This window comes from Acidipila sp. EB88 (assembly GCF_003858395.1).
GTDB lineage: Bacteria > Acidobacteriota > Terriglobia > Terriglobales > Acidobacteriaceae > EB88.
Genome location: NZ_QWEV01000005.1, coordinates 2,548,954 through 2,568,277 on the forward strand (window position 1 = coordinate 2,548,954; position 19,324 = coordinate 2,568,277).

Sequence of the window (19,324 nt, forward strand, 5' to 3'; positions counted from 1 at the left end):
CCTCTTCTTTGAAATGCGCCTGTCAACGGTGCCGTGCAGAAGCCCGGAGACGCATGCTGCTCCGGGACGCACCATCGGAAAGGTGAGCGGGCAGACATAGCTGGGATGCTCCGCGTCTCCCCGGGTTGCTTGTGCCGCGGATCGCCAGCCGGGTCCCTAGCGCAGGCGCACCACCAGTTTGCCGAAGTGCGACCCCGCCTCCATCTGCCGAAAGGCCTCGGGTAGCTCTTCCAGCGCGAATTCCTTGTCGATCACCGGCTTGATCCCGGTCGCGATCAGCGCCCGGTTCAGCGCCTCGAAGTCCGTCCGCGAGCCCACGTAGATCCCCTGCACCCGCAACTGCTTGCGCAGGATCACGCGCACATCCACCGGCTCCGCACTCTCGGTCAGCACGCCGATCTGCGCCATGGCTCCGCCCACCGCGCACGCCTTGAGCGACTCCAGGAACGTTCCCGAGCCACCCACTTCGATCACCAGGTCCACACCGCGGCCGTCCGTCTGCTCCACCGCCCAGTCGGCCCAGCTGCCACCGCTCTTGTAGTTGAACCCCGCATCGAGACCAAGCGCCCTGGCCCGCTCGAGCTTTTCGTCGCTTGACGAAGTGCCGAGCACCCGCGCTCCCATCGCCTTCGCCAGCTGCAGCGCCGCAATCGAGACGCCGCCCGTACCCTGGATCAGCACCGTGCTCCCGGGGGCAATGCCGCCCGCTTTTTGCAGCGCGCTCCACGCCGTGACCCCCGCGCAGGGAAGCGTCGCCGCTTCGGCAAAACTTAGCCCATCCGGGATAAGCACCACGCCGTCCTGATGGAGCGTCACGTACTGGGCTGCCATGCCATCGATGTCGCCGCCCAGCGCTCCGCGGTATTTCTCATTGCTGGGCGCGCCATCCTGCCAGTTCTGCATGAAGATGCCCGCCACCCGATCGCCCACCTTGAAGCCCCGCACCGCGTCGCCCACCGCGTGCACCACCCCGGCGCCGTCAGAAAGAGGAATGCGCGGCAGCTTCAGCTTGGGGTTGTACTTGCCCGTCACCGTCATCAGGTCGCGATAGTTCAGCGAAACGGCATGCACCTCCACCACCACCTGGTTGGCGGCTGGTGCAGGTATGGCGCCCTCACCGAGAGCAAGCTGATCGATGCCGAATGCTGGAATGGTCCAAAGCTTCATGGTGTGCGCCTCCGGTGCGCGTCAAGCTGATCAGCACAACAAATTGCAACTACAAGATGCGGGTGGTGCGGAAGGGGATTCCAGGCATCGAATCCTGCATGGCTAAGGGATGGGAAAGTAAAAGTGTTGAAGAGCAGGTTGCGGATCAGGAAAACGCAGTCGAGGCGCGCAGACTTGCGCAGTTCACAAGTACCCGGGAGCGCGGCGACCTTCTGCGCAACCGGCAATCACTGGAGCTGCAGAAAGAGCAGATTCTGAACCAGCGCACCAGCAACCCGCACCGACGAGCCGCCCTGGTGGCCGCGCTCGCGCATGTGGAAGAGCAGCTCGCCGCGATCGGCCCGATCGTTTAACCCGGGCGAGCGGCGATCCGCTCTTCGCGGAGCGCAGCTCGCCTCGTTCGTTGTTTGTCAGCTTTTGCGGTTGAACAGCAGCGAGTTGGCCTGGTCAATCGACGTGAGCGAAATGCGCGCGATATTCACGTGCACCGGCCGGCACGCCGCCCACACGATTGCATCTGCCACATCCTCCGGCTTCAACGGCGTGAGGTTCGCGTACACCTTTGCTGCGCGTTCCTCGTCGCCGCGGAACCGAATCTTGGAAAAGTCCGTCTCCACCATTCCCGGATCGACCGACGTCACCCGCACCGGGGTGCCGAGCAGGTCCTGCCGAAGCCCATCGTTGATGGCGTGCTCCGCCGCCTTGGTCGCGCAGTACACCGCGCCTCCCGGGTATGTCATGTCGCCGGCGGTGGAGCCAAGGCTGATCACGTGGCCCCGCCCCCGCTCCACCATGCCCGGCACCACGAACCGGGTCACAAACAGCAGGCCCTTTACATTGGTGTCAAGCATCTCGTCCCAGTCCGAGGGCTTGCCCTCGTGCACCTTGTCGAGTCCGCGCGAAAGCCCGGCGTTGTTCACCAGCACGTCGATCGCAGCCCACTCCGCCGGCAGCGCCGCTATCGCCGCTTCCACCGCCCCGGCCTGCTGCACGTCCAGTGACACCACGTGGGCTGCCGTTCCACCCTGATCGCTCAACTCACGGGCCAGCGCGTCCAGCTTCTCGGTGCGCCGCGCCGCCAGGATCAGCCGCGCGCCTTCCGCGGCAAACGCCCGCGCGCACGCCTCGCCAATACCTGAGCTCGCGCCCGTGATCAAAACCACCTTGCCCTGCAATCCGCTCACTCCTGTAGTCCTTTCGCTTCGGCGCGCACCGCATCCAGGTAGCCGGCGGCCCAGTCCTTGTCGCCGTTGCCCCGGCGAATGGCAGCATTCAGGTTCTGTTGGAAAATGTCGCCCAGCGGTGTGCGCGTTGCCGTTTCCTTGGCTGCCTCGCGATACAGCGTCATGTCCTTGGCGCCCAGCTTCATCGTAGCGCCCGGCTTCTCCGGCGGGTCGAGCATCACCTTGCCATAGTTGGCGTAAAACGCAGACTGAAACAGCGCGCTGTTCACCGTCTCCAGAAACACCTGGGGATCGATCCCGTGCGCTTCGGCAAACGTAAAGCTCTCGCTCAGCGACGCGATCATCGCCGTGATCAGGAAGTTGCCCCCCAGCTTCAACGCGTGGGCGACGCTTGGCTTCTCACCCACCACCGTGATGCCACGGGAGAAGCACTCCAAGATCGGCGTAATCTCCTGCAGCAACGTGTCCGGGCCGGCTACCGCCAGCCATAGCTTGCCTTCGGCCGCGATGTTGGGGCGGCCAAACACCGGTGAGCCCACGTAGCCCTGCCCGTGCGCTGCATGTTCCCGCTCCAGCCGCTGCGCGAGGTCCACGCTGATCGTTGAAAGTGAAACGTGCGTAGCGTCCTTGGGAATCGCGGCCAGCGCCCCTTGTTCAAACAGCACGCCCTCCACCGCTGCATCGTCGTTCAGCATCGTGAAGATCAGCTTCGCGTCCCGCACCGCCTCGGCCGCGGTCGCCGCTACCTGGGCGGCCTCCTGCTGCAGGGGCGCGGCAGCCGTGGCCGTGCGGTTCCACACCACTGTGTCGTAGCCCTTCGCGACCAGGAGACGCGCAATCCCGCTGCCCATCTGGCCCAAACCTAGAAACGCAATCCGCATCCAGACTCTCCTTGTTTCCCGGTTGGATGCACGAACCACGCCGGCTTCAACCCCGCCACTCCCCGCGCACGCTCCGTCGCACAACAAAAGACCACCCTCGCGGGTGGCCTTTTCGTTGTGCTGCAACCAGCTACTGGGGTTGAGCCTGGTTCGGTGTCGCCGTGGTGCCGCCCGCAGGCTCGGCCTGCTGCTGCACACCAATCGCGTCGCCTGAGACCACCAGCTCCACGCGCCGGTTCTGCGCCCGACCCTCGGCGCTGCCATTATCCGCCACCGGATTGGTCAGGCCAAAGCCCGTTGCCGTCACATTGGCCAGTGGCACACCCTGCGCTACCAGGAAGTCACCCACTGCCTGTGCGCGGTTTTCCGAGAGCTTCTGGTTGTACTGTTCGCCGCCCACATTGTCGGTGTAGCCCTCAACCTGCACCTTCAGGCTCGGATACGCCTGCAGGATGCCTGATACCTTGGCCAGCTTCACCTGCGCGTCCGACTTCAGCGTGTACTTGCCCGTGTCAAACAGCACGTCCGACATGTTCACGATCAGGCCGCGTGCCGACTCCTGCGTGTTCAGCACAGAGTTCAACTGGTCGCGCAAACGCTGGCGGATCTGCTGGGTCTGCTGGGCAGCCTGCTGCTGCGCCTGTTGTGCCTGGGCAGCCTGTGCCTGGGCCTGCGCCGCCTGCAGCTCTGCCTTGGCGCGCTCGGCTGAGGCCTGCTCGGCCTGCAGTTTTGCCTGCTGCGCATCCAGCGCTGACTGCTGCGCCTGCTGCTGTGCCTGCTCGCTCGCCCGCTGCTGCGCTGCCGCATCCATCGCCTGGTGCTTGCGGATCGCGATCACGCGCGAGTCCTCCGCACTCTGCACGGCTGCGCGCGCATAGGTGATCTCCTGCTTGCGCTCGCTCTTGTGCGCGTCCATCGCCTGCGCGTTCTGCAGGTTCTGCACCGCGCTCTGGAACGTATCCGTCGCATACCGGTCCGCGCCCGCGGCCTTGGCGATCTGGATCGCATTGATCGCTTCGTACAGCTCCAGCGGCGACTCGTCATTGCGGGTAATCGGGTGCAGCACCGTGTCCGAACCGCTAGTGGTCGAGTAGGCTCCGCGCGGCAGCAGGGAAGCGTGCGCTACCACTGGCTCGATAATGCCCTGCGTCTTGTCGTTCAACACCACGTTCTGCAACACCACCACGTCACTGGGCGCGCTCACGTAGAAATACGGCTCGGCCGTTACGATCAGCGCGAACGCCTGCAGGTTGGTCGTCACCTTCATGTCGACCTTGTTGCCGCCGCCCGTCGGCAGCACTTCACCCAGCGCCTGCGGATGCCCGTCGGCCGAGATCGCCCACAGCACGTAGGTCAGGTACTCCACGCCGAAGCCATTGGCCGGCGGCAGGCCTTCGAGGTGGAGGTCGATCGAGATGCCGCCCTTGTTGCTCTGCACCGTGGCCGAGCCCTTGGCGCGCGCCAGCAGTGGTGTTCCTTCAAACCCGATCTTGGTCGAGCCGCTGCGATGGAAGTAGTTAATCGCCGGGATATCGCGGGCGACCACCTGGATCTTGTACAGCGGAATCCCGTTGCGCACGGCCGACGGGCCCTGCTCCTGCTGCTGCGGAAAGCGATCGGTGGCGGTCGGGTTCATTTCCTGGGCCTGCGCTCCGGCGGCATAAAAGGCGCCAGCCAGCAGCACGACAGGGGTGATCTTTTGGAACTTCAGCATGAAGCGGTTTCCATTCTCAGCCACTCCCTTTGATGAGGAAGACCAGGCTGGGTGACCAGTGATGTTATTCAAGTAGTAAAGATGCTCGAAAGGGAGGGCGGGAGGTCTTCCATCGAACAGACAACGCTCTCCCGTCCTCTTGCCCCTACTGCGCTTCGCTCGGTGGTACCAGCTTGTGCGCGATCGCGAAGATTGCAAGTTCCAGCCGTGTCGACAACTTCAGCTTCTCGAACGTGTTGGAAAGGTGACGCTTCACCGTCTCCTCGCTCAGCTTGAACTGCTTGGCGATCTCGCGGTTCGACAGCCCCTTGACGATCAGACCAACCACCTCAAGCTCCCTGCGCGTCAGGTGGAAGCGTTCCGTGCTTTCCTGTTGCACCTGCGTGCGCAGCTCGGCCAATACCCCGGCCAGGTGCTCGATGCGTTTGCCGTCCGCCCAGTAAAAGCCGTTCATCACCGCGATCAGCGCCGTGGCAATCTGCTCGGCCAGCGCACTTTTCAGCACGATGCCGCGCGCGCCGGCCGTGAAGGCCTCCGCGAGCTGCTCCGCCTGGATCGACCCGGTCAGCAGCAGGATCTTGGTCTGCGGCACCGCGGTCATGACCTGCCGCACAATGTCGAAGCCGGTGGTCTGCGGCATCTGCACGTCCAGCAAAAGCACGTCCGGGCGCTGCTCCACCGTTGCGGCCACTGCCTGCGTGCCGTTTTCAGCTTCGCCAATGACTTGGAAATTTCCGTGCGCGGTTAAAAGGTTGCGCACACCGATCCTCACCACAGGGTGATCGTCGGCAAGAACCACACGAATAGCAGGTGGACGTTGCAGGTTTGTAGTTTGTGTCATAAAGCGACGTGTGCCTCTCTCAGTGCTGCTTCCAGCAATGTGCACCCGCGAAGCGTTTCCTGGACAAGTGCCCGAAAGCGCGTTTCAGGCAGCGACTCTGCTTCGAACTCTGCTGCTACCCTGGCCAGGCCCGCGGCTCCAAGCATGCCGGCGGTTCCGCGCAGGGTGTGACCCAGTACGTGCGCTACGTCCTGCTCAGCCGGGGCGTTCAACGCCGCCTCGAGCCTTCGCCGTGTCTGCCGGAGGAACTCGCGATAGGTGTCGGCGAGTACCGTTTCATCCAGCAGCCTGCGCAGCGTTCCAAACGTGGAAGGATCCAGGGCTGGGAAGCTGGGTTCGTAACTCTTCCGCGGGACACTCCGAGCAGGCACCTGGGGCGGCGTGGCCCTTTGCCCGCGCACCTCGCGGTTACCAGTGGAGCCTGTTCTTAAATCCCGCATACCCGGACGATACCCCATGCGTAAGCGGAGGAAAGTTACTCTTGTACTTCAACGCGGCAGATTCTCACACCAAAGTAGCAGTGGATCGCATCGGCATCCGCCCGGAATTGCCCGCTCCGGTGCACCCTGCTCGCGGACGTCCCGCCCGCGATGCCTCCATTCGGTCGGTTCAACCCGGCAGCGTTGCACCCGGTCAGGCAAGCCGCAGGACTTCGCCTGCCTGGCATCCGCTGTCATCGGTGTTCGCATGATGGGTGCATCCATCTTGTGAGCCACGCAGGACCCGCTGCCCCCTGCTCCCGCTCCGTGCCGAAACGCTGTACGCTTCGGCATGGATCCAACGCAGCCAGACGACCTGCGCGCTGAAGTCGCGGCCCTGCGCACCCGCGTGGAAACGCTGGAGTCGCAGCTCGCACACCTCGCGCAGTCTCCCTCCGCGCACTCCGCACCCAGGCCCTTCGACACGGCAGCCGTCCCACCCCGGGCTGGCACGCGCCCGTCTGATCCGCCCCAGCGCTTCATCCCTCCCGCAAAACCTTCGCTTGAAGCCCGCATCGGGTCGCAGGTGTTCAACCGGGTCGGCATCGTCGCCGTGCTCATCGGGGCAGCCTGGTTTCTCAAGTACGCGGTGGACCAGCAATGGCTCGGCCCCCTGGCCCGCGTGCTGGTGGGTGTCTGCGCCGGAGCCGGCCTCATCGGCTGGTCCGAGCGTTTTCGCACGCGCGGCTATCCGGTATTCTCGCTGTCGCTCAAGGCTGCCGGCACCGGCATGCTCTATTTGGCGTTCTGGGCGGCATTCGCCTTGTTCCACCTGGTCGGCTACCCCATGGCCTTCGCCGGCATGGTGCTGATCACCGTCGCCAACGCGTGGCTCTGCTGGGGCCAGCGGTCCGAGGTGCTCGCCGCCTACGTTGCGATCGGCGGTTTCCTTACGCCGGCTCTGCTCGCCGGGGAGCACAACTCGGTCGCAGTGCTGGGCTGCTACCTCGCACTGCTCAACGCCGGACTGTTCACGCTCATCGCCTTTCGTAACTGGCCACGGCTCCTGCCCGCCGCCTTCGTCGGCACCACCAGCTACCTTGCCGCGTATGCGCTGCATCCCGCGCAGGTAACGGCCACCAGCGACGGCACCGCGGCCCTGTGGCTCGTCCTGCTGAGCTTCGTTGCCTTTTCCGTCGCGCCTCTGCGTATAGCTGCGCGCAGTCCCTCGACCGCCCGCGACATCGCAGGCCTGGTCCTCCTGGTCAACATCCTGCTGGGCAGCTGGGAGCTGTGGCGCTTCCTCCCAGATACGTCCTTGGCCGCGCGCTGGCTGCCCATGGCCGTGGCCGCCTGGTGTGGACTGCTGCTGTTCTCCGGCCGGTTCCTGCTCCCCACATCCTCAGGCACGAACAGCCCAGCGGCTGCGAATCTACCCATCCCCACCGCATCTGAAAGCTTGCGTCCCCTGCTTGCCGCGCTGGTGATCACCTTTGTCGCGCTTGGACTCTGGTCCGTCTGCAACGCGCCCGGCGCCATCGCCGGCTGGACGCTCGAAGCAGCAACCCTGCTCGCGCTCTCCCTGCGCCGCGTGCCCACTGCACTCAATGCGCCAGAGTCCGGCGCCGCTTCTCCGACCCGCTCGCTGGTAAGTTCGCCCGTTCCATCGGCGTTGCTGCTCGCAGCCTCCGCCCTGTTGCTGGTTGGCGAGTCGCTGGTCGGCGAACTCCGCGCCATGGACTACGCCGTGCTCAACCTCCGGTTTGCGCTCTACCTGCTGGTCGTGGCCGTGTCGCTGTTCGCCGTGCGGGCCGCGGCGCTCCACCACGCGCAGCATCGCCAGCACCCCGACACCCTGTGGCCGTCCATGGGTGCGCTGTGTTCCGTGCTGGCAACCACGCTGCTGCTGCTCGCGGGCATCTTCGAGATCCACACCCTCTACCAGGGCCCTGCGGGCTTGGACGCTGGAGTGGCCGGGCACTTCTGGGACTCGGCCTGGGCTGCCATTCTCGGCGTGCTCCTGCTGGTTTGCGGCTTCCGCGTGCGTTGGTCGTTTCTGCGCTGGCAGGCGCTTGCCCTGCTCACCCTGGCCATCGCCAAGGTCTTCCTGTTCGACACGCGTGCCCTCTCCCAGGGCTTTCGCATTCTCAGCTTCCTGGGTCTCGGCGTTCTGCTGCTCGCCGTGTCGTTCATCTACCAGCGCGACCTGCTCAACCTGCGCGGGGAAGAGCACGGCGGCTAACCCACCACACATGAGAAAAGGCGCAGGGCGCTCGCCACCAGGCAAGCACCCCGCGCCTTTTCCGCTTGAATCCGGCAGTCAACAGCCAGTCACAGCGCCGACCACCTTAAGCTGCTGAAATTAACGGCCCTGCTTCTGATGCTGCGCATCGACGTGCCCCGCAGCCAGAGCAGCCTTTACCTTTTCCACCGACGTGCCATGCACCCGGATCGCCTCGTGCAGGGCCTCGCCCGACACCTTGAAGTGCTCCGCCCAGTAGTGAATATCCGAAGCGACTTTGGGGTTGATCTCGTGCTCGCTGCTCGGTCCGTGTTCTACGTTGTCCGCCATGATCGTGTTGTTTCCTTCCTTGTTACGCCCTAGCTTGGATGCACAGTGCATGCCCTGCACCGGCCCAAAGAAAACTCCCCACGAAGTGGGCGCCAGCCGCGCAGGCGGTCCTGCTCTGCCCAAAAAAAAGCCCCGCTCCAGGAGCAGGGCTTTGTTTCACCACGAGCTTTCATCCGCTACTAGCGCAACGCCTCATCCGACTCGTTCAACCAGCTGGCCGGCTTCAGCAGTTCACGCGGTTTCGAGCCTTCCGGCGGCCCCACCAGCCCATCCCGCTCCATCATGTCGATCAGCGCGGCAGCCCGGCCATAGCCGATCCGCATGCGCCGCTGCAGCAGCGACGTGCTGGCTTTGCCGAACTCGAACACCAGCCGCACTGCATCGTCAAACAGCGGATCGTTCTCATCAGCGCCTCCACCCGCTCCATCTCCGTCGATCTCGCGTCCATTCGCATCCTTGGGCGCGTCCAGAAAGCCTTCGGCATACTGCACGTCCGCCTGCGCCTTCCAGAACGACACCACCGCCGCCGTCTCCTTCTCGGTCACAAACGGCGCATGCACCCGCACCAATCGCGAGGTGCCCGGCGGCAGAAACAGCATGTCGCCGCGGCCCAGCAGCGACTCGGCACCATTGGTGTCGAGGATCGTGCGCGAGTCGATCTTGGTGGCCAGCCGGAAGCTCATGCGTGTCGGCACATTGGCCTTGATCAGGCCGGTGATCACGTCCACTGACGGCCTTTGCGTCGCAAGAATCAGGTGAATGCCCACCGCGCGCGCCATCTGCGCGAGCCGCGTGATCGCCTCTTCCACGTTGGACTTGTCCAGGATCATCAGGTCGGCCAGCTCGTCGATGATGATCATGATGTAGGGAAGCGGCTTCTCTTCCACTCCCTGCTCGTCCCACAACGTCGGCTGCGTGTCGAACAGCCGGTTGTACTGGTCGATGTTGCGCACCGAGCGCGAAGCCAGCAGCTTCAACCGCCGCTCCATTTCGCGCACCGCATTCTTGAGCGCGTTCGCGGCCAGCTTGGGTTCCGTAATGATCGGCGTGAACAGGTGCGGAATGCCCTCGTACATTCCCAGTTCCACCCGCTTCGGATCCACCAGGATCAGGCGCACCTGCTCCGGCGTCGCCTTGAACAGCACCGACATGATCATCGCGTTGATCGCCACCGACTTACCCGAACCAGTGGAACCCGCGATCAGCACGTGCGGCATCGTCGCCAGGTCGGCCACCACGACCTTGCCGTTGATGTCCTTGCCCATCGCCATCGTGATCTTGGACTTCGACGTCGCGAACCCTTCGGCCTCGATGATGTCGCGCAGCCAGATGGTTTCGCGCTCGGAGTTCGGCACCTGGATACCCACGGTGGACTTGCCCGCCATGCGCTCGATCAGGATCGACTCGGCTGCCATCGCAAGGCACAGGTCCTCGGCCAGGCCGGTGACGCGCGAGTACTTCACGCCGGCTTCCGGCCGAAACTCGAACGTCGTCACCACCGGTCCCGGGTTGATCTGCACCACCTGCCCGCCTACATCGAACTCGCCGCACTTCTCCACCAGCACCTGTGCCTCGGCGCGCAGCGCTTCTTCCCGCACCAGTGTGTGTTCCTCCGAGCGTGTCAGCAGTGTGGTCGGCGGCAGTTTAAAGGCGCTTTCAAAGCCGTTCACCGTCTTTGCCGTCATGGTGATGTGGCGCTCGTTCGCATCCGCGCGCTGCGCGAAGCGGATGCCGGAACCGGACTCCGCTGCCTGGGCAGGAGCAGCCAAGGCGGGCACGCGATCAAACGGTGTGGCCGGCAACACGGCGAACTCAGCAGTCTCCACGGCGCCGTCGGCGGCCTGCAGCGGCGCCGCCTCTTCCACCATCGCTACGGGTCGGCGCGGCGGCAGCGCGACCAGTTGGGGCCGCAGGGGCGCTTCCTCGATCTCGTCTTCCAGCTCTTCAAACGATTCAGCAGCAGCGATTGGCGAGCCTACCTCCGCGGCAAACGCTTCATCGTCCCAGCCGTCGGCTACGGTTGTGTACGGCTCATGCATCTCGGCAAAGCTGCCCCGCCGCCCCGGTGCGGGGCCGTCGGGCGCGGGCGCCATCATGCTGCGCGCAGGCGCTGGTTCCACCGCGTACTCTGCCTCGTCCGGCGCGGCATACGGTGCCTGTTCTGGCTCAGCCTGCGCAGTCTCCGTCGCCCGGGCTTCCCGCGCCATGACCTTGGCCGCACGACGCTCAGCCTTTCGCCGCGCCCGCCCGCGACGCCAGTGGTGCCAGCGATCGCGCATCGCCGCCAGCGGCGCGCTGTGCACCAGCAGCCACTGCCGCGCCGAGGTAAAGGTGAACGCGGTCAGCAGGTACACGCAGATCGCAGCCAGGAACAGCAGCAGCACGCACGCGCCGGGATAGTTGATCCATGCCGTCAGGGCGTCCAGCAGCAGCGTGCCCACCACGCCGCCGATCGGCAGCGCTCCAAACAGGTGCAGGTTCCAGGGCAGCAGAGCAAACACGGCCGGCAGCACCACCACCGCCAGTGCTACACCAGCGAGTTTGATCCACGGGGCCGAGGTCGCGCGCGAACGCATCCAGCTCCAACCCAGCATCGACAGCAGCAGCGGCAGTGCAAACGCGGCAGCGCCTTCGATCTGGAACAGCAGGTCGCTGATCGACGCACCCACCCGCCCGGTCCAGTTATGAACCGCGCGGGCGCCGGCCGTGTCGAGCGAAGGGTCGCCGGATCGGTAGGAGAGCAGGGCCAGCACCAGAAGGGCAGCTACCAGCAGCAGCACAAGGCCCACCAGTTCGTTCAGGCGGCGGTTCCGGGTAGGCGTCACAACCAGGGCTAGGGATCTCATTTGGCAGGCGCGGAGTGGCTGCGGCGCTCACACAGCAGCGCGCGGACGGCAACCAATCACCTTCTGAACCAGAGCCACTTCAGTATTGCAGACTTGAGGGACTGGGTTTGCGGGCGTTCAACGGGATGTGCACCGGGCGTACAGCAGGAGTAACGATGGTGCCGACGGGCGAAGCCTCTTCGAGATCAGGGTGCCCGGCATCCCTATCGGGAGTGCCCGGGTGCAGCGGGCGAGGTTCAAACAGCAGGCAGAGCAGGTGGGCCGTGGCGAAGGCAATCGTGCCCCACGCAAGGTTTGATGCCAGGGAAGCGATGCGGCGAATCCCTTCAGGCTCTCGACCTGGTTGGCGCAGCAGGAGCAGGGCTGCTCCACCTGCTTCGAGTTCGTTCCCGGGTGCGTTCGCCGGGTCGTTCCCGGATGGTGACTCGTACATGTTCGGCTCCTGCAAGATTGTGCTGAGATTATCGGCATGACCTTGCAGGAACGTGAATGCGCGGGGAACTCCGCGTGAACTATGCGTGGAACAGGTGAGCGCCAAACGCAATCAACACGACCGCCAGCACAATGCGGTATATCGCGAAAATCGTGAACCCATGCTTGCGCACATACTGCAGAAACCACTCCACCACGAAGAACGCGACGATAAACGACACCACGAAGCCGATCAGCAGCACCACCCAGCCATGGCCGGTCATCACCAGCGGCGCAATCGGGTCACCCTGCGCCGCGGCCTGTGCCAGCGCCTTCTTGCTCGGGTGCACTGTTTTCAAAAACTCGAAACCCGTGCTCGCCACCATTACCGGGATCGAGACCAGGAACGAGAACTCCAGCGCCGCGTTGCGCGTCATGCCGGCCAGCTGCCCGGCAGAGATCGTCGACATCGAGCGGGACGTACCCGGAAACACTGCGGACAATACCTGGCACAGACCGATCCAGATCGCCTGTCCCAGTCCCATGTGGTCCACGTCTTTCGTGGAAGACTCCTGCCGCGAACTCCATGCATCCACCGCCCACATCACGATGCCGCCGATCAGCAGCGACATCTCGATCACCACGAGACTTTCAAGGTGCTTGCCGATTACCTTCTGCAGCAGGAACGCCGGGGCCGCCGTGCACACAAACGCGACCATCACCAGCGAAAGCGGGTGCGTCAGCACAGTGCGGTCGCCCTGCTCGCCCTTGGGGAACGTACGCAGAAACGCAACGATCCTGCCGATAAACAGCAGCATGAGCGCCAGGATGGCGCCCAGCTGAATCACGATCGTGTACATCTTCCAGTAAGGATCGGTCAGAGACACGTGCAGCAGCGCTTCGGTAATACGAAGATGCGCAGTGGAGCTTACGGGCAGAAACTCCGTGAGGCCTTCCACAATGCCAAGCAGCACAGAGACTACATAATCGTTCAAGCGGAGTTCCTTTGCCGCGGGCGATGCATATTTACTGGCGATCGCTGCCGTATACAGGGATAGACTGCTGCACCTTGTATATCAGACCCGCTCCACGCGCGGCGTAATCGGTGGTGGTGTACCTGGTTCCAAGATGCGCCGCCGTCTCCACCGAGCGACGACGATCCTCCGCTGCGCGCTTGTCGTCGTTGTCCGCGCTCCACATGTCCCCGGCGCACGCCAGCCGCCATGCCGCCTCGTACAGCGCCTGCGCCGCCTTGGGTGAGTCCGGGTACTTATCCGCGAATTCGGCGTAGTAGCTCGCTTCTTTTTCAGGGCACTTCTCGGCGCCCTGCCAGTCGCCGCACAGCTTGTTGTCGATCAGCGCATACGCGGCAAAGCTCGCCCACTTGGTACCCGGGAACTGCCGCTCCAGTCGCTTCATCTCCGTCTCGTCCGGCTGCTGGCGCAGGTAGCTTTCCTTTTCATGTGCCGAGGGCAGGGTAGAGGCGTCTTCTTTCTGCAGCTGCCAGCGAATATCCGCAGTGCGCCACATCGCCTCCGGGGTGCGTGCGTCATCCGGGAACAGCACCGCCACCATCCGGTACAGCCGCCGCGCGTCGAGCGCTGAGCCAGCCGCGGCATGCGGCTCGCTGGCCGCCTGCTCCGCCGTGATCGCGACGCCGAACAGCACCGCGGCGCCGTTGGGTGTGTCTGCCGCGATCACCCCGGGGTCCTGCACCCAGCCCGAGATCGGGTGTTCCGGCTCGTGCTCGGTAAACACCGGCTGGTCTGCCTGCTGCACGGTCTCCTGGTCGGTGTTCGCATACACCTTGATCCAGTGGCCCGAGCGCTCCAGGATCGCCATCTCGCGTCCCGGCTGCACGGTCGACAGCTTGTCCGACCCCGTGTCCCCCTGCAGGTACAGGGCAGTCGGGCGAATCACCGTGGCTTTGGGCGAGGTGCGCGGGTCCGGCGCCTTCTGGGCGAACGCGACCGGCAGCATCAGCAACAGGGACAGGCAGAATCGAAGCCGCAAAGGCACAGGGTCACTCCTGGGAAGAGTTGTGGATAGACACAACGTCCGGCCACCAGTGTAGCGAGCAAGAAGCCCCCACTGGCAAGTGCGCTATGCGCCGTGCGCAGCAGCGTACCAATTGCGGCCGGGCCGAGCGGCCCCTCCCGCTTCGGAACAGCCTCCTTGGCGCACGCGCGCTTTGCCTGCAGTCGGCGCACGCCTCTTCGTGTAGAACTGCTCCAGCGATTCCCGGCGCCGTTGCGACTCGACTGGTCGCCCGGCCGCCATGCACCCACCCCAGGAGCCGTTCCATGTTCGAGAAGTATGTCGATATGCAGCAGAGCAGCGGAGCCTCACCACGAAGGAAGCGGCTCTGGATCCCTGCCGCAGCAACAACGCTGGCCGTGCTGCTGAGCCTCACCGCCTGCGGACGTGCCACGCCTGACGCCGGCCACGCCATCGTGCTCGTCGAAAAGCCGCTGTTCTTCGGCCATGGCGGCGTTGACTCCGTGCCGGTCCAAACCGGCAGCGTGTGGATCGCGCCCACCACCCAGACCATCGATGTGTCTATGGTGCCCGAGCGGCACGATTTGCGCCTCAACGACCTCATGACCAGCGACGGCGTACCCCTCGACTTCGACGCCATCATCCTGCTGCAGGTCACGGACCCGGTCGCGCTGATCGCCCATTTCGGCACCGACTGGTACCACAACAACGTCGAGCGCGAGTTCGCCATCCTGATGCGCGACCAGGTCAAGACCCACGGCATGAACGAGACCGCCATCGCCTCCACCGCGCTCGACTCCATCGACCAGAAGGTCGGCGAAGGCATGAGCCGGTACCTCAGGGAAGCCGGTCTGCCGGTGCGTCTCATCGGCGTCACCGCGGGCAAGGCCAACCCGCCCGACGCCGTGAAGTCGCAACGCATCGAGACCGCGCAACAGGAGCAGCGCGCCCTCACCGAGGCCCAGACCAAGATCGCCGAAGACGCGCGCAAGGCAGCCGAAACCAGCCGCGCCGAGGCCGACAATGCTTACCGCAACTCGCTCGGCCTCAGCCCCGAGCAGTTCATCGAACTGCAGCGCATCAAGATGCAGGAGAACGTTTGCCTGCGCCATACCTGCACGTTCATCAGCGGCAATGCCTCGGCGCTGGTCAACACACGCTAGCCGCCGTCTGGGAATGCCCGGCCCGGGTGAGTGCCCGCCCGCTCCGAGGCCCCCTGCGGCAGCAGCGTCACGACCCGCGCGGTGTGCCCGGTTTCCTCCATCCGGCAGGTGGCGCTCGGTGATAAGGTCGCTGAAACACTCGGCAGACGTTCTCCGCCAGACCGAAACACCCGGAACAAAACCGAACGAACACCCAAAGCACCCTGGAGCCATCGATGCATAGTTTTTCCGGCAGAGCCCTTGCTGCACTCGCGCTCACAGCCCTTCTGGCATCCGGCGCGGCCATGCGCGCGCAGCAACCCACCACAGCCCCGGCTGCAGCGAGCGACCCCTTCCAGTGGCTTGAGGACGTGTCCGGCGACCGCTCCATGACCTGGGTCAAGGCGCAGAACGCGCGCACCGAGCAGGTGCTCGGCGGCGACCCGCACTACGCCACCTACTTTGCCGACGCGCTCGCGGTAGCACAGGATCCGCGCCGCCTGCCGCTGCCCGACCTTGAAGGCGACGCCGTGTTCAACAACTGGCGCGACGCCACCAACCCACGCGGCCTGCTGCGCAAGACCACCCTTGCTGACTATCTCACCGCCGAGCCGCATTGGCAGCCCGTGCTCGACTACGACGCTCTCGGCCGCGCCGAGCACGTGGGCTGGGTGCCGCATGCGCGTGAGTGCCTGTATCCCGGCGGCGGCCTGTGCATGGTCGGTCTCTCTGCGGGCGGCGAAGACGCTGCCACCACGCGTGAGTTCGATCTCCGCACCGGGCGATTCGTCGCGGGCGGCTTCACCATTCCGCATAGCAAGCAGACGCTCGACTGGGCAGACAAGGACACGTTGCTGATTGCGAGCGACTGGGGTGCAGGCACCATGACCCAGTCCGGCTATCCCTTCATCATCAAGGAGTGGAAGCGCGGCACGCCGCTGGCCTCCGCGCAGGAGATCTTCCGCGGTGCCGCCACCGATCAGCTCGGAGCCTCTGCGGAAACCCTGCACGACTCCCAGGGCCATAGCCTCACAATCGTGCGCCGGGGCCTCACCTTCTTCTCGCGCCCTGTGTCTGTGCGCACCACGCGCGGCCTCGAGGCACTTGGCATTCCCGCCAAGTCCGAGGTCGACGGCCTGCTTGACGGGCAACTATTGGTCGAACTTAACGAAGACTGGGCCCCTACGGGTGCCACGCAGTCCTACCCACAGGGTTCGCTGGTCTCGCTCGAACTCGCCGAGGTGGTGCGCGATCCCGCGCACCTCAAACCCACCAGCGTCTTCACCCCCTCCGCGCACGAGTTCCTCGAGACCGCCGCGACCACGAAGAACCACCTCATCCTGACCACGCTCGAAGACGTGCAGGGCCGTGCGTCGGTATACACCTGGAGCAATGGCGGCTGGACCCGGAAGCCGCTCCCCGTGCCCGCGAACGTCGCCGTCTCCATCAGCACCACCAGCAAGACCGACGACCACTTCTTTCTTCACATCGACGGCTTCCTCACCCCGCCCTCCATCTGGCTTGGCGACGCAGCCGCTGCCACGATTGCCGAAAGCAAGACCCAGCCCGCGCTGTTCGACGCCTCGCACGACACCGTCGAGCAGTTCTTCGCGACCTCCAGGGACGGCACCCGCGTGCCCTACTTCGTCGTTCACCCCACCGGCATGGCGCTCGACGGTACCCACCCCACCCTGTTGTCCGCCTACGGTGGCTTCCAGGTTTCAAACACGCCGTCCTATTCGGGCGTGACCGGCAAGCTCTGGCTTGAGAACGGCGGCGTGTACGTGCTCGCCAACATTCGCGGCGGCGGCGAGTTCGGTCCCGCGTGGCACGAGGCCGGCCTCAAAACGCACCGCCAGCGCATCTACGACGACTTCGCCGCCGTCGCCCAGGACCTCATCACGCGCCGCATCACCACGCCCCGCCACCTCGGCATCGAGGGCGGCTCCAATGGCGGCCTGCTCGTGGGCGTCGAGATGGAGCAGCACCCCGACCTGTGGCAGGCGGTCGTCATCGGCGTGCCGCTGCTCGACATGCTCGGCTACGAGCACATCGCCGCCGGCGCCTCGTGGGTCGGGGAGTACGGCTCGGTCAGCAACCCGGAGGAGCGCGCGTTCCTCGCCTCCATCTCGCCGTACAACCAGCTCAAGCCCGACGTGCACTACCCCGAACCCTTCCTCTTCACCACCACCAAGGACGACCGCGTGGGCCCGCAGCATGCCCGCAAGTTCGCCGCCAAGATGGACAGCTTCCACGAGCCGTTTCTGTTCGAGGAAGTTATTGAAGGCGGCCACAACACGGGTGCGGACCTGAAGCAGCAGGCCACCACCGAGGCCCAGATCTACACCTACCTGGAACGTAAGCTGGCTGAGGCGCCAGCTTCGCACTAGCCCTGCGGCGCTCGCGAAGCGCGATGCCGCAGCTTCAGCAACGCAAGTCAAAGGGCTGCCCTTTTCAGGCAGCCCTTTGACTTGCTCGTGCCATTCCCGCGCACTCGCGCCATACTTACACCGCGTTCGCCTCGATCACCGACTTGTAGAACCGCGATGAAAGCTTGGGCGTCCGCTTCTGCGTTTCAAAATCCACATACGTGATCCCGAACCGCTTCTGGTACCCGTCCGCCCACTCATAGTTGTCCAGCAGGCTCCACAGGAAGTAGCCCTTGACCGGCACCCCCTCCGCCACCGCCTTCTGCAGGTTGCGGATGTAGTTCCGCAGGTACATCGTGCGATCCGTATCCAGGATCTGCCCATCCGCCGTCAGCTTGTCGTCTGACGACGCGCCATTCTCCGTGATGTACAGCGTCTTGATCCCGTACAGCTCATGCGCCAGCTTGGGCGACCAGTACAGCGCTTCCGGCCCGATATCCAGCCAGTCCGAAAACATGTGCGGGTACGACGAAGGCTTGGGCACAACGGAGTAGCCTGTTTCCTTCGACTTGTCCGCCATCACCCACGTCGGCTGGTACACGTTGAGTCCCACAAAGTCCAGCGGGCTGGCAATGGTCTGCAACTCATCCGGCGTGGTCTGCGGCGCATCCGCACCCAGCATCTTCAGGTACGCGTCCGTGTACTTGCCCGTCATGATCACGTTCAGGTACATCGCGTTTTCTTCGCGGTAGGCATGGCGCGCGGCCTCGATATGCTCGGCATTTGCGATCACTGGGCATGTCACCGTGGCATTATCGGCCAGCCCCACCAGCGTGCCGGCCTTTGCCTGCGCGCGGATCGCCTTGACGCCAAGTCCGTGCCCGAGCACTGCGTTGTGGTTCACCTGCGCCAGGCCCTTCTTGCCGATCTGCAGCCCCGGCGCATGCCGCCCATTGCCGTAGCCCAGCTCCGTGAACGAGCGAATCTCGTTCATTGTCATAAAGTTCTTGACCTTGTCCGAGAGCTTGCCCGCGGTGTACCCGGCGTAGTCCGCATACGCCTTGCTCGTGTCCTTGGACTGCCAGCCGCCCTTGTCCTCGAGGGCCTGCGGCAGGTCCCAGTGATACAGCGTGCAGTACGGCGCAATCCCGGCTTCGAGCAGCGCGTCCACGAACCGGTGGTAGTGGTCCAGCCCCTTGGGGTTGGGCGTGCCGGTGCCGCTTGGAAAAATGCGCGACCACGCCACCGAGAACCGGCAGCTCTTGAGCCCCAGCTCTTTCATCACGCCGATGTCTTCCTTGTAGCGGTGGTAATCGTCGTCCGCCACGTCGCCCGTGTCGCCGTCATGCGTTTTGCCCGGCGTGTGCGCAAAGGTGTCCCAGATCGTGGTGCCGCGGCCATCTTCCTTAACCGCGCCTTCCACCTGGTACGAAGCCGTGGCCGAGCCCCACAAAAAGCCTTCTGGAAACTTCTCACCGCTCGGCATGGAGCCGGGTGCGCTTGTTTGCGCCTGGGCGAGCGCAGGCATGGCAGGGGCAGCAACGGCGGCAGCACCAGCACCAAGGAGTCGGGCAAAGGTACGACGGGAAACAGGATGAGCCAACGGGGATCTCTCTTTCTTGACCGGAGGCAGTATAGCGGCTGCCATGCACGCTGGAAAACTCGGCCATCCTCAACGCAGCGGCAGCAGCCTGCTGCACGCCGGCTCGTTCGCACCGCCGGTCATCCGGCGGCTCGCCACAGCAGTCTCGCCCCGGCCCAGCCGCGCGCCCCGCTGAAC

At 64.8% G+C, this 19,324-nt stretch carries 16 protein-coding genes; 4 read left to right on the forward strand and 12 right to left on the reverse strand.

The window, feature by feature from the left end:
• Nucleotides 1-156: 156 nt before the first annotated feature.
• Complete coding sequence (locus D1Y84_RS11130) at nt 157-1,167, reverse strand: NAD(P)-dependent alcohol dehydrogenase (protein ID WP_124848602.1); 1,011 nt, start codon at nt 1,165-1,167, stop codon at nt 157-159.
• 14 nt (nt 1,168-1,181) lie between these two features.
• Between D1Y84_RS11130 and D1Y84_RS11135 the strand changes: the two genes are divergently transcribed.
• Nucleotides 1,182-1,520 carry a hypothetical protein gene (locus tag D1Y84_RS11135; RefSeq protein WP_158615429.1) on the forward strand — a complete coding sequence of 113 codons (339 nt, stop codon included), beginning with the start codon at nt 1,182-1,184 and terminating at the stop codon, nt 1,518-1,520.
• Between the two features lie 57 nt (nt 1,521-1,577).
• Here D1Y84_RS11135 and D1Y84_RS11140 read toward each other — a convergent pair whose 3' ends face one another.
• From D1Y84_RS11140 to D1Y84_RS11160, 5 genes are all read right to left on the reverse strand, one after another.
• Nucleotides 1,578-2,351 (reverse strand): SDR family NAD(P)-dependent oxidoreductase, encoded by a 774-nt coding sequence (locus tag D1Y84_RS11140; protein ID WP_124848606.1) that lies wholly within the window; start codon nt 2,349-2,351, stop codon nt 1,578-1,580.
• A complete protein-coding gene (locus tag D1Y84_RS11145; RefSeq protein WP_124848608.1) occupies nt 2,348-3,232 on the reverse strand; it encodes an NAD(P)-dependent oxidoreductase in 885 nt (294 codons plus the stop codon). The genes D1Y84_RS11140 and D1Y84_RS11145 overlap by 4 nt, the downstream gene beginning before the upstream one ends.
• A gap of 130 nt (nt 3,233-3,362) precedes the next feature.
• Nucleotides 3,363-4,946: an OmpA family protein gene (locus tag D1Y84_RS11150; RefSeq protein ID WP_124848609.1), complete on the reverse strand. Its 1,584-nt coding sequence runs from the start codon at nt 4,944-4,946 to the stop codon at nt 3,363-3,365.
• Nucleotides 4,947-5,091: 145 nt separating this feature from the next.
• Nucleotides 5,092-5,787 (reverse strand): response regulator transcription factor, encoded by a 696-nt coding sequence (locus tag D1Y84_RS11155; RefSeq protein WP_124848611.1) that lies wholly within the window; start codon nt 5,785-5,787, stop codon nt 5,092-5,094.
• Nucleotides 5,784-6,227, reverse strand: a complete 444-nt coding sequence (locus D1Y84_RS11160) for an Hpt domain-containing protein (protein WP_158615430.1) — start codon at nt 6,225-6,227, stop codon at nt 5,784-5,786. The genes D1Y84_RS11155 and D1Y84_RS11160 overlap by 4 nt, the downstream gene beginning before the upstream one ends.
• Nucleotides 6,228-6,558: 331 nt before the next feature.
• On the opposite strand from D1Y84_RS11160, the gene D1Y84_RS11165 reads away from it, so the two are divergent.
• Complete coding sequence (locus tag D1Y84_RS11165) at nt 6,559-8,448, forward strand: DUF2339 domain-containing protein (protein WP_124848615.1); 1,890 nt, start codon at nt 6,559-6,561, stop codon at nt 8,446-8,448.
• A 120-nt stretch (nt 8,449-8,568) separates the two neighbouring features.
• On the opposite strand, the gene D1Y84_RS11170 is transcribed toward D1Y84_RS11165, so the two are convergent.
• The 5 genes from D1Y84_RS11170 to D1Y84_RS11190 all read right to left on the reverse strand — a co-directional run bounded on the left by D1Y84_RS11170 (nt 8,569) and on the right by D1Y84_RS11190 (nt 14,054).
• Nucleotides 8,569-8,778: a DUF3606 domain-containing protein gene (locus D1Y84_RS11170; RefSeq protein ID WP_124848617.1), complete on the reverse strand. Its 210-nt coding sequence runs from the start codon at nt 8,776-8,778 to the stop codon at nt 8,569-8,571.
• 179 nt (nt 8,779-8,957) lie between these two features.
• On the reverse strand, nt 8,958-11,624 hold the full coding sequence (locus D1Y84_RS11175; protein ID WP_124848619.1) for a DNA translocase FtsK: 2,667 nt from the start codon (nt 11,622-11,624) through the stop codon (nt 8,958-8,960).
• Nucleotides 11,625-11,703: 79 nt separating this feature from the next.
• Complete coding sequence (locus tag D1Y84_RS11180) at nt 11,704-12,057, reverse strand: hypothetical protein (protein WP_124848621.1); 354 nt, start codon at nt 12,055-12,057, stop codon at nt 11,704-11,706.
• Between the two features lie 79 nt (nt 12,058-12,136).
• Complete coding sequence (locus D1Y84_RS11185; RefSeq protein WP_124848623.1) at nt 12,137-13,030, reverse strand: undecaprenyl-diphosphate phosphatase; 894 nt, start codon at nt 13,028-13,030, stop codon at nt 12,137-12,139.
• Nucleotides 13,031-13,061: 31 nt separating this feature from the next.
• Nucleotides 13,062-14,054: a tol-pal system YbgF family protein gene (locus D1Y84_RS11190; RefSeq protein ID WP_124848625.1), complete on the reverse strand. Its 993-nt coding sequence runs from the start codon at nt 14,052-14,054 to the stop codon at nt 13,062-13,064.
• Nucleotides 14,055-14,338: 284 nt separating this feature from the next.
• Between D1Y84_RS11190 and D1Y84_RS11195 the strand changes: the two genes are divergently transcribed.
• Nucleotides 14,339-15,196 (forward strand): SPFH domain-containing protein, encoded by an 858-nt coding sequence (locus D1Y84_RS11195; RefSeq protein WP_199726392.1) that lies wholly within the window; start codon nt 14,339-14,341, stop codon nt 15,194-15,196.
• A gap of 215 nt (nt 15,197-15,411) precedes the next feature.
• A complete protein-coding gene (locus tag D1Y84_RS11200; protein WP_124848627.1) occupies nt 15,412-17,565 on the forward strand; it encodes a prolyl oligopeptidase family protein in 2,154 nt (717 codons plus the stop codon).
• A gap of 115 nt (nt 17,566-17,680) precedes the next feature.
• Here D1Y84_RS11200 and D1Y84_RS11205 read toward each other — a convergent pair whose 3' ends face one another.
• Entirely contained in the window at nt 17,681-19,147 is a 1,467-nt protein-coding gene (locus D1Y84_RS11205; protein WP_124848629.1) for a GH1 family beta-glucosidase, read from the reverse strand.
• Between the last annotated feature and the right edge of the window lie 177 nt (nt 19,148-19,324).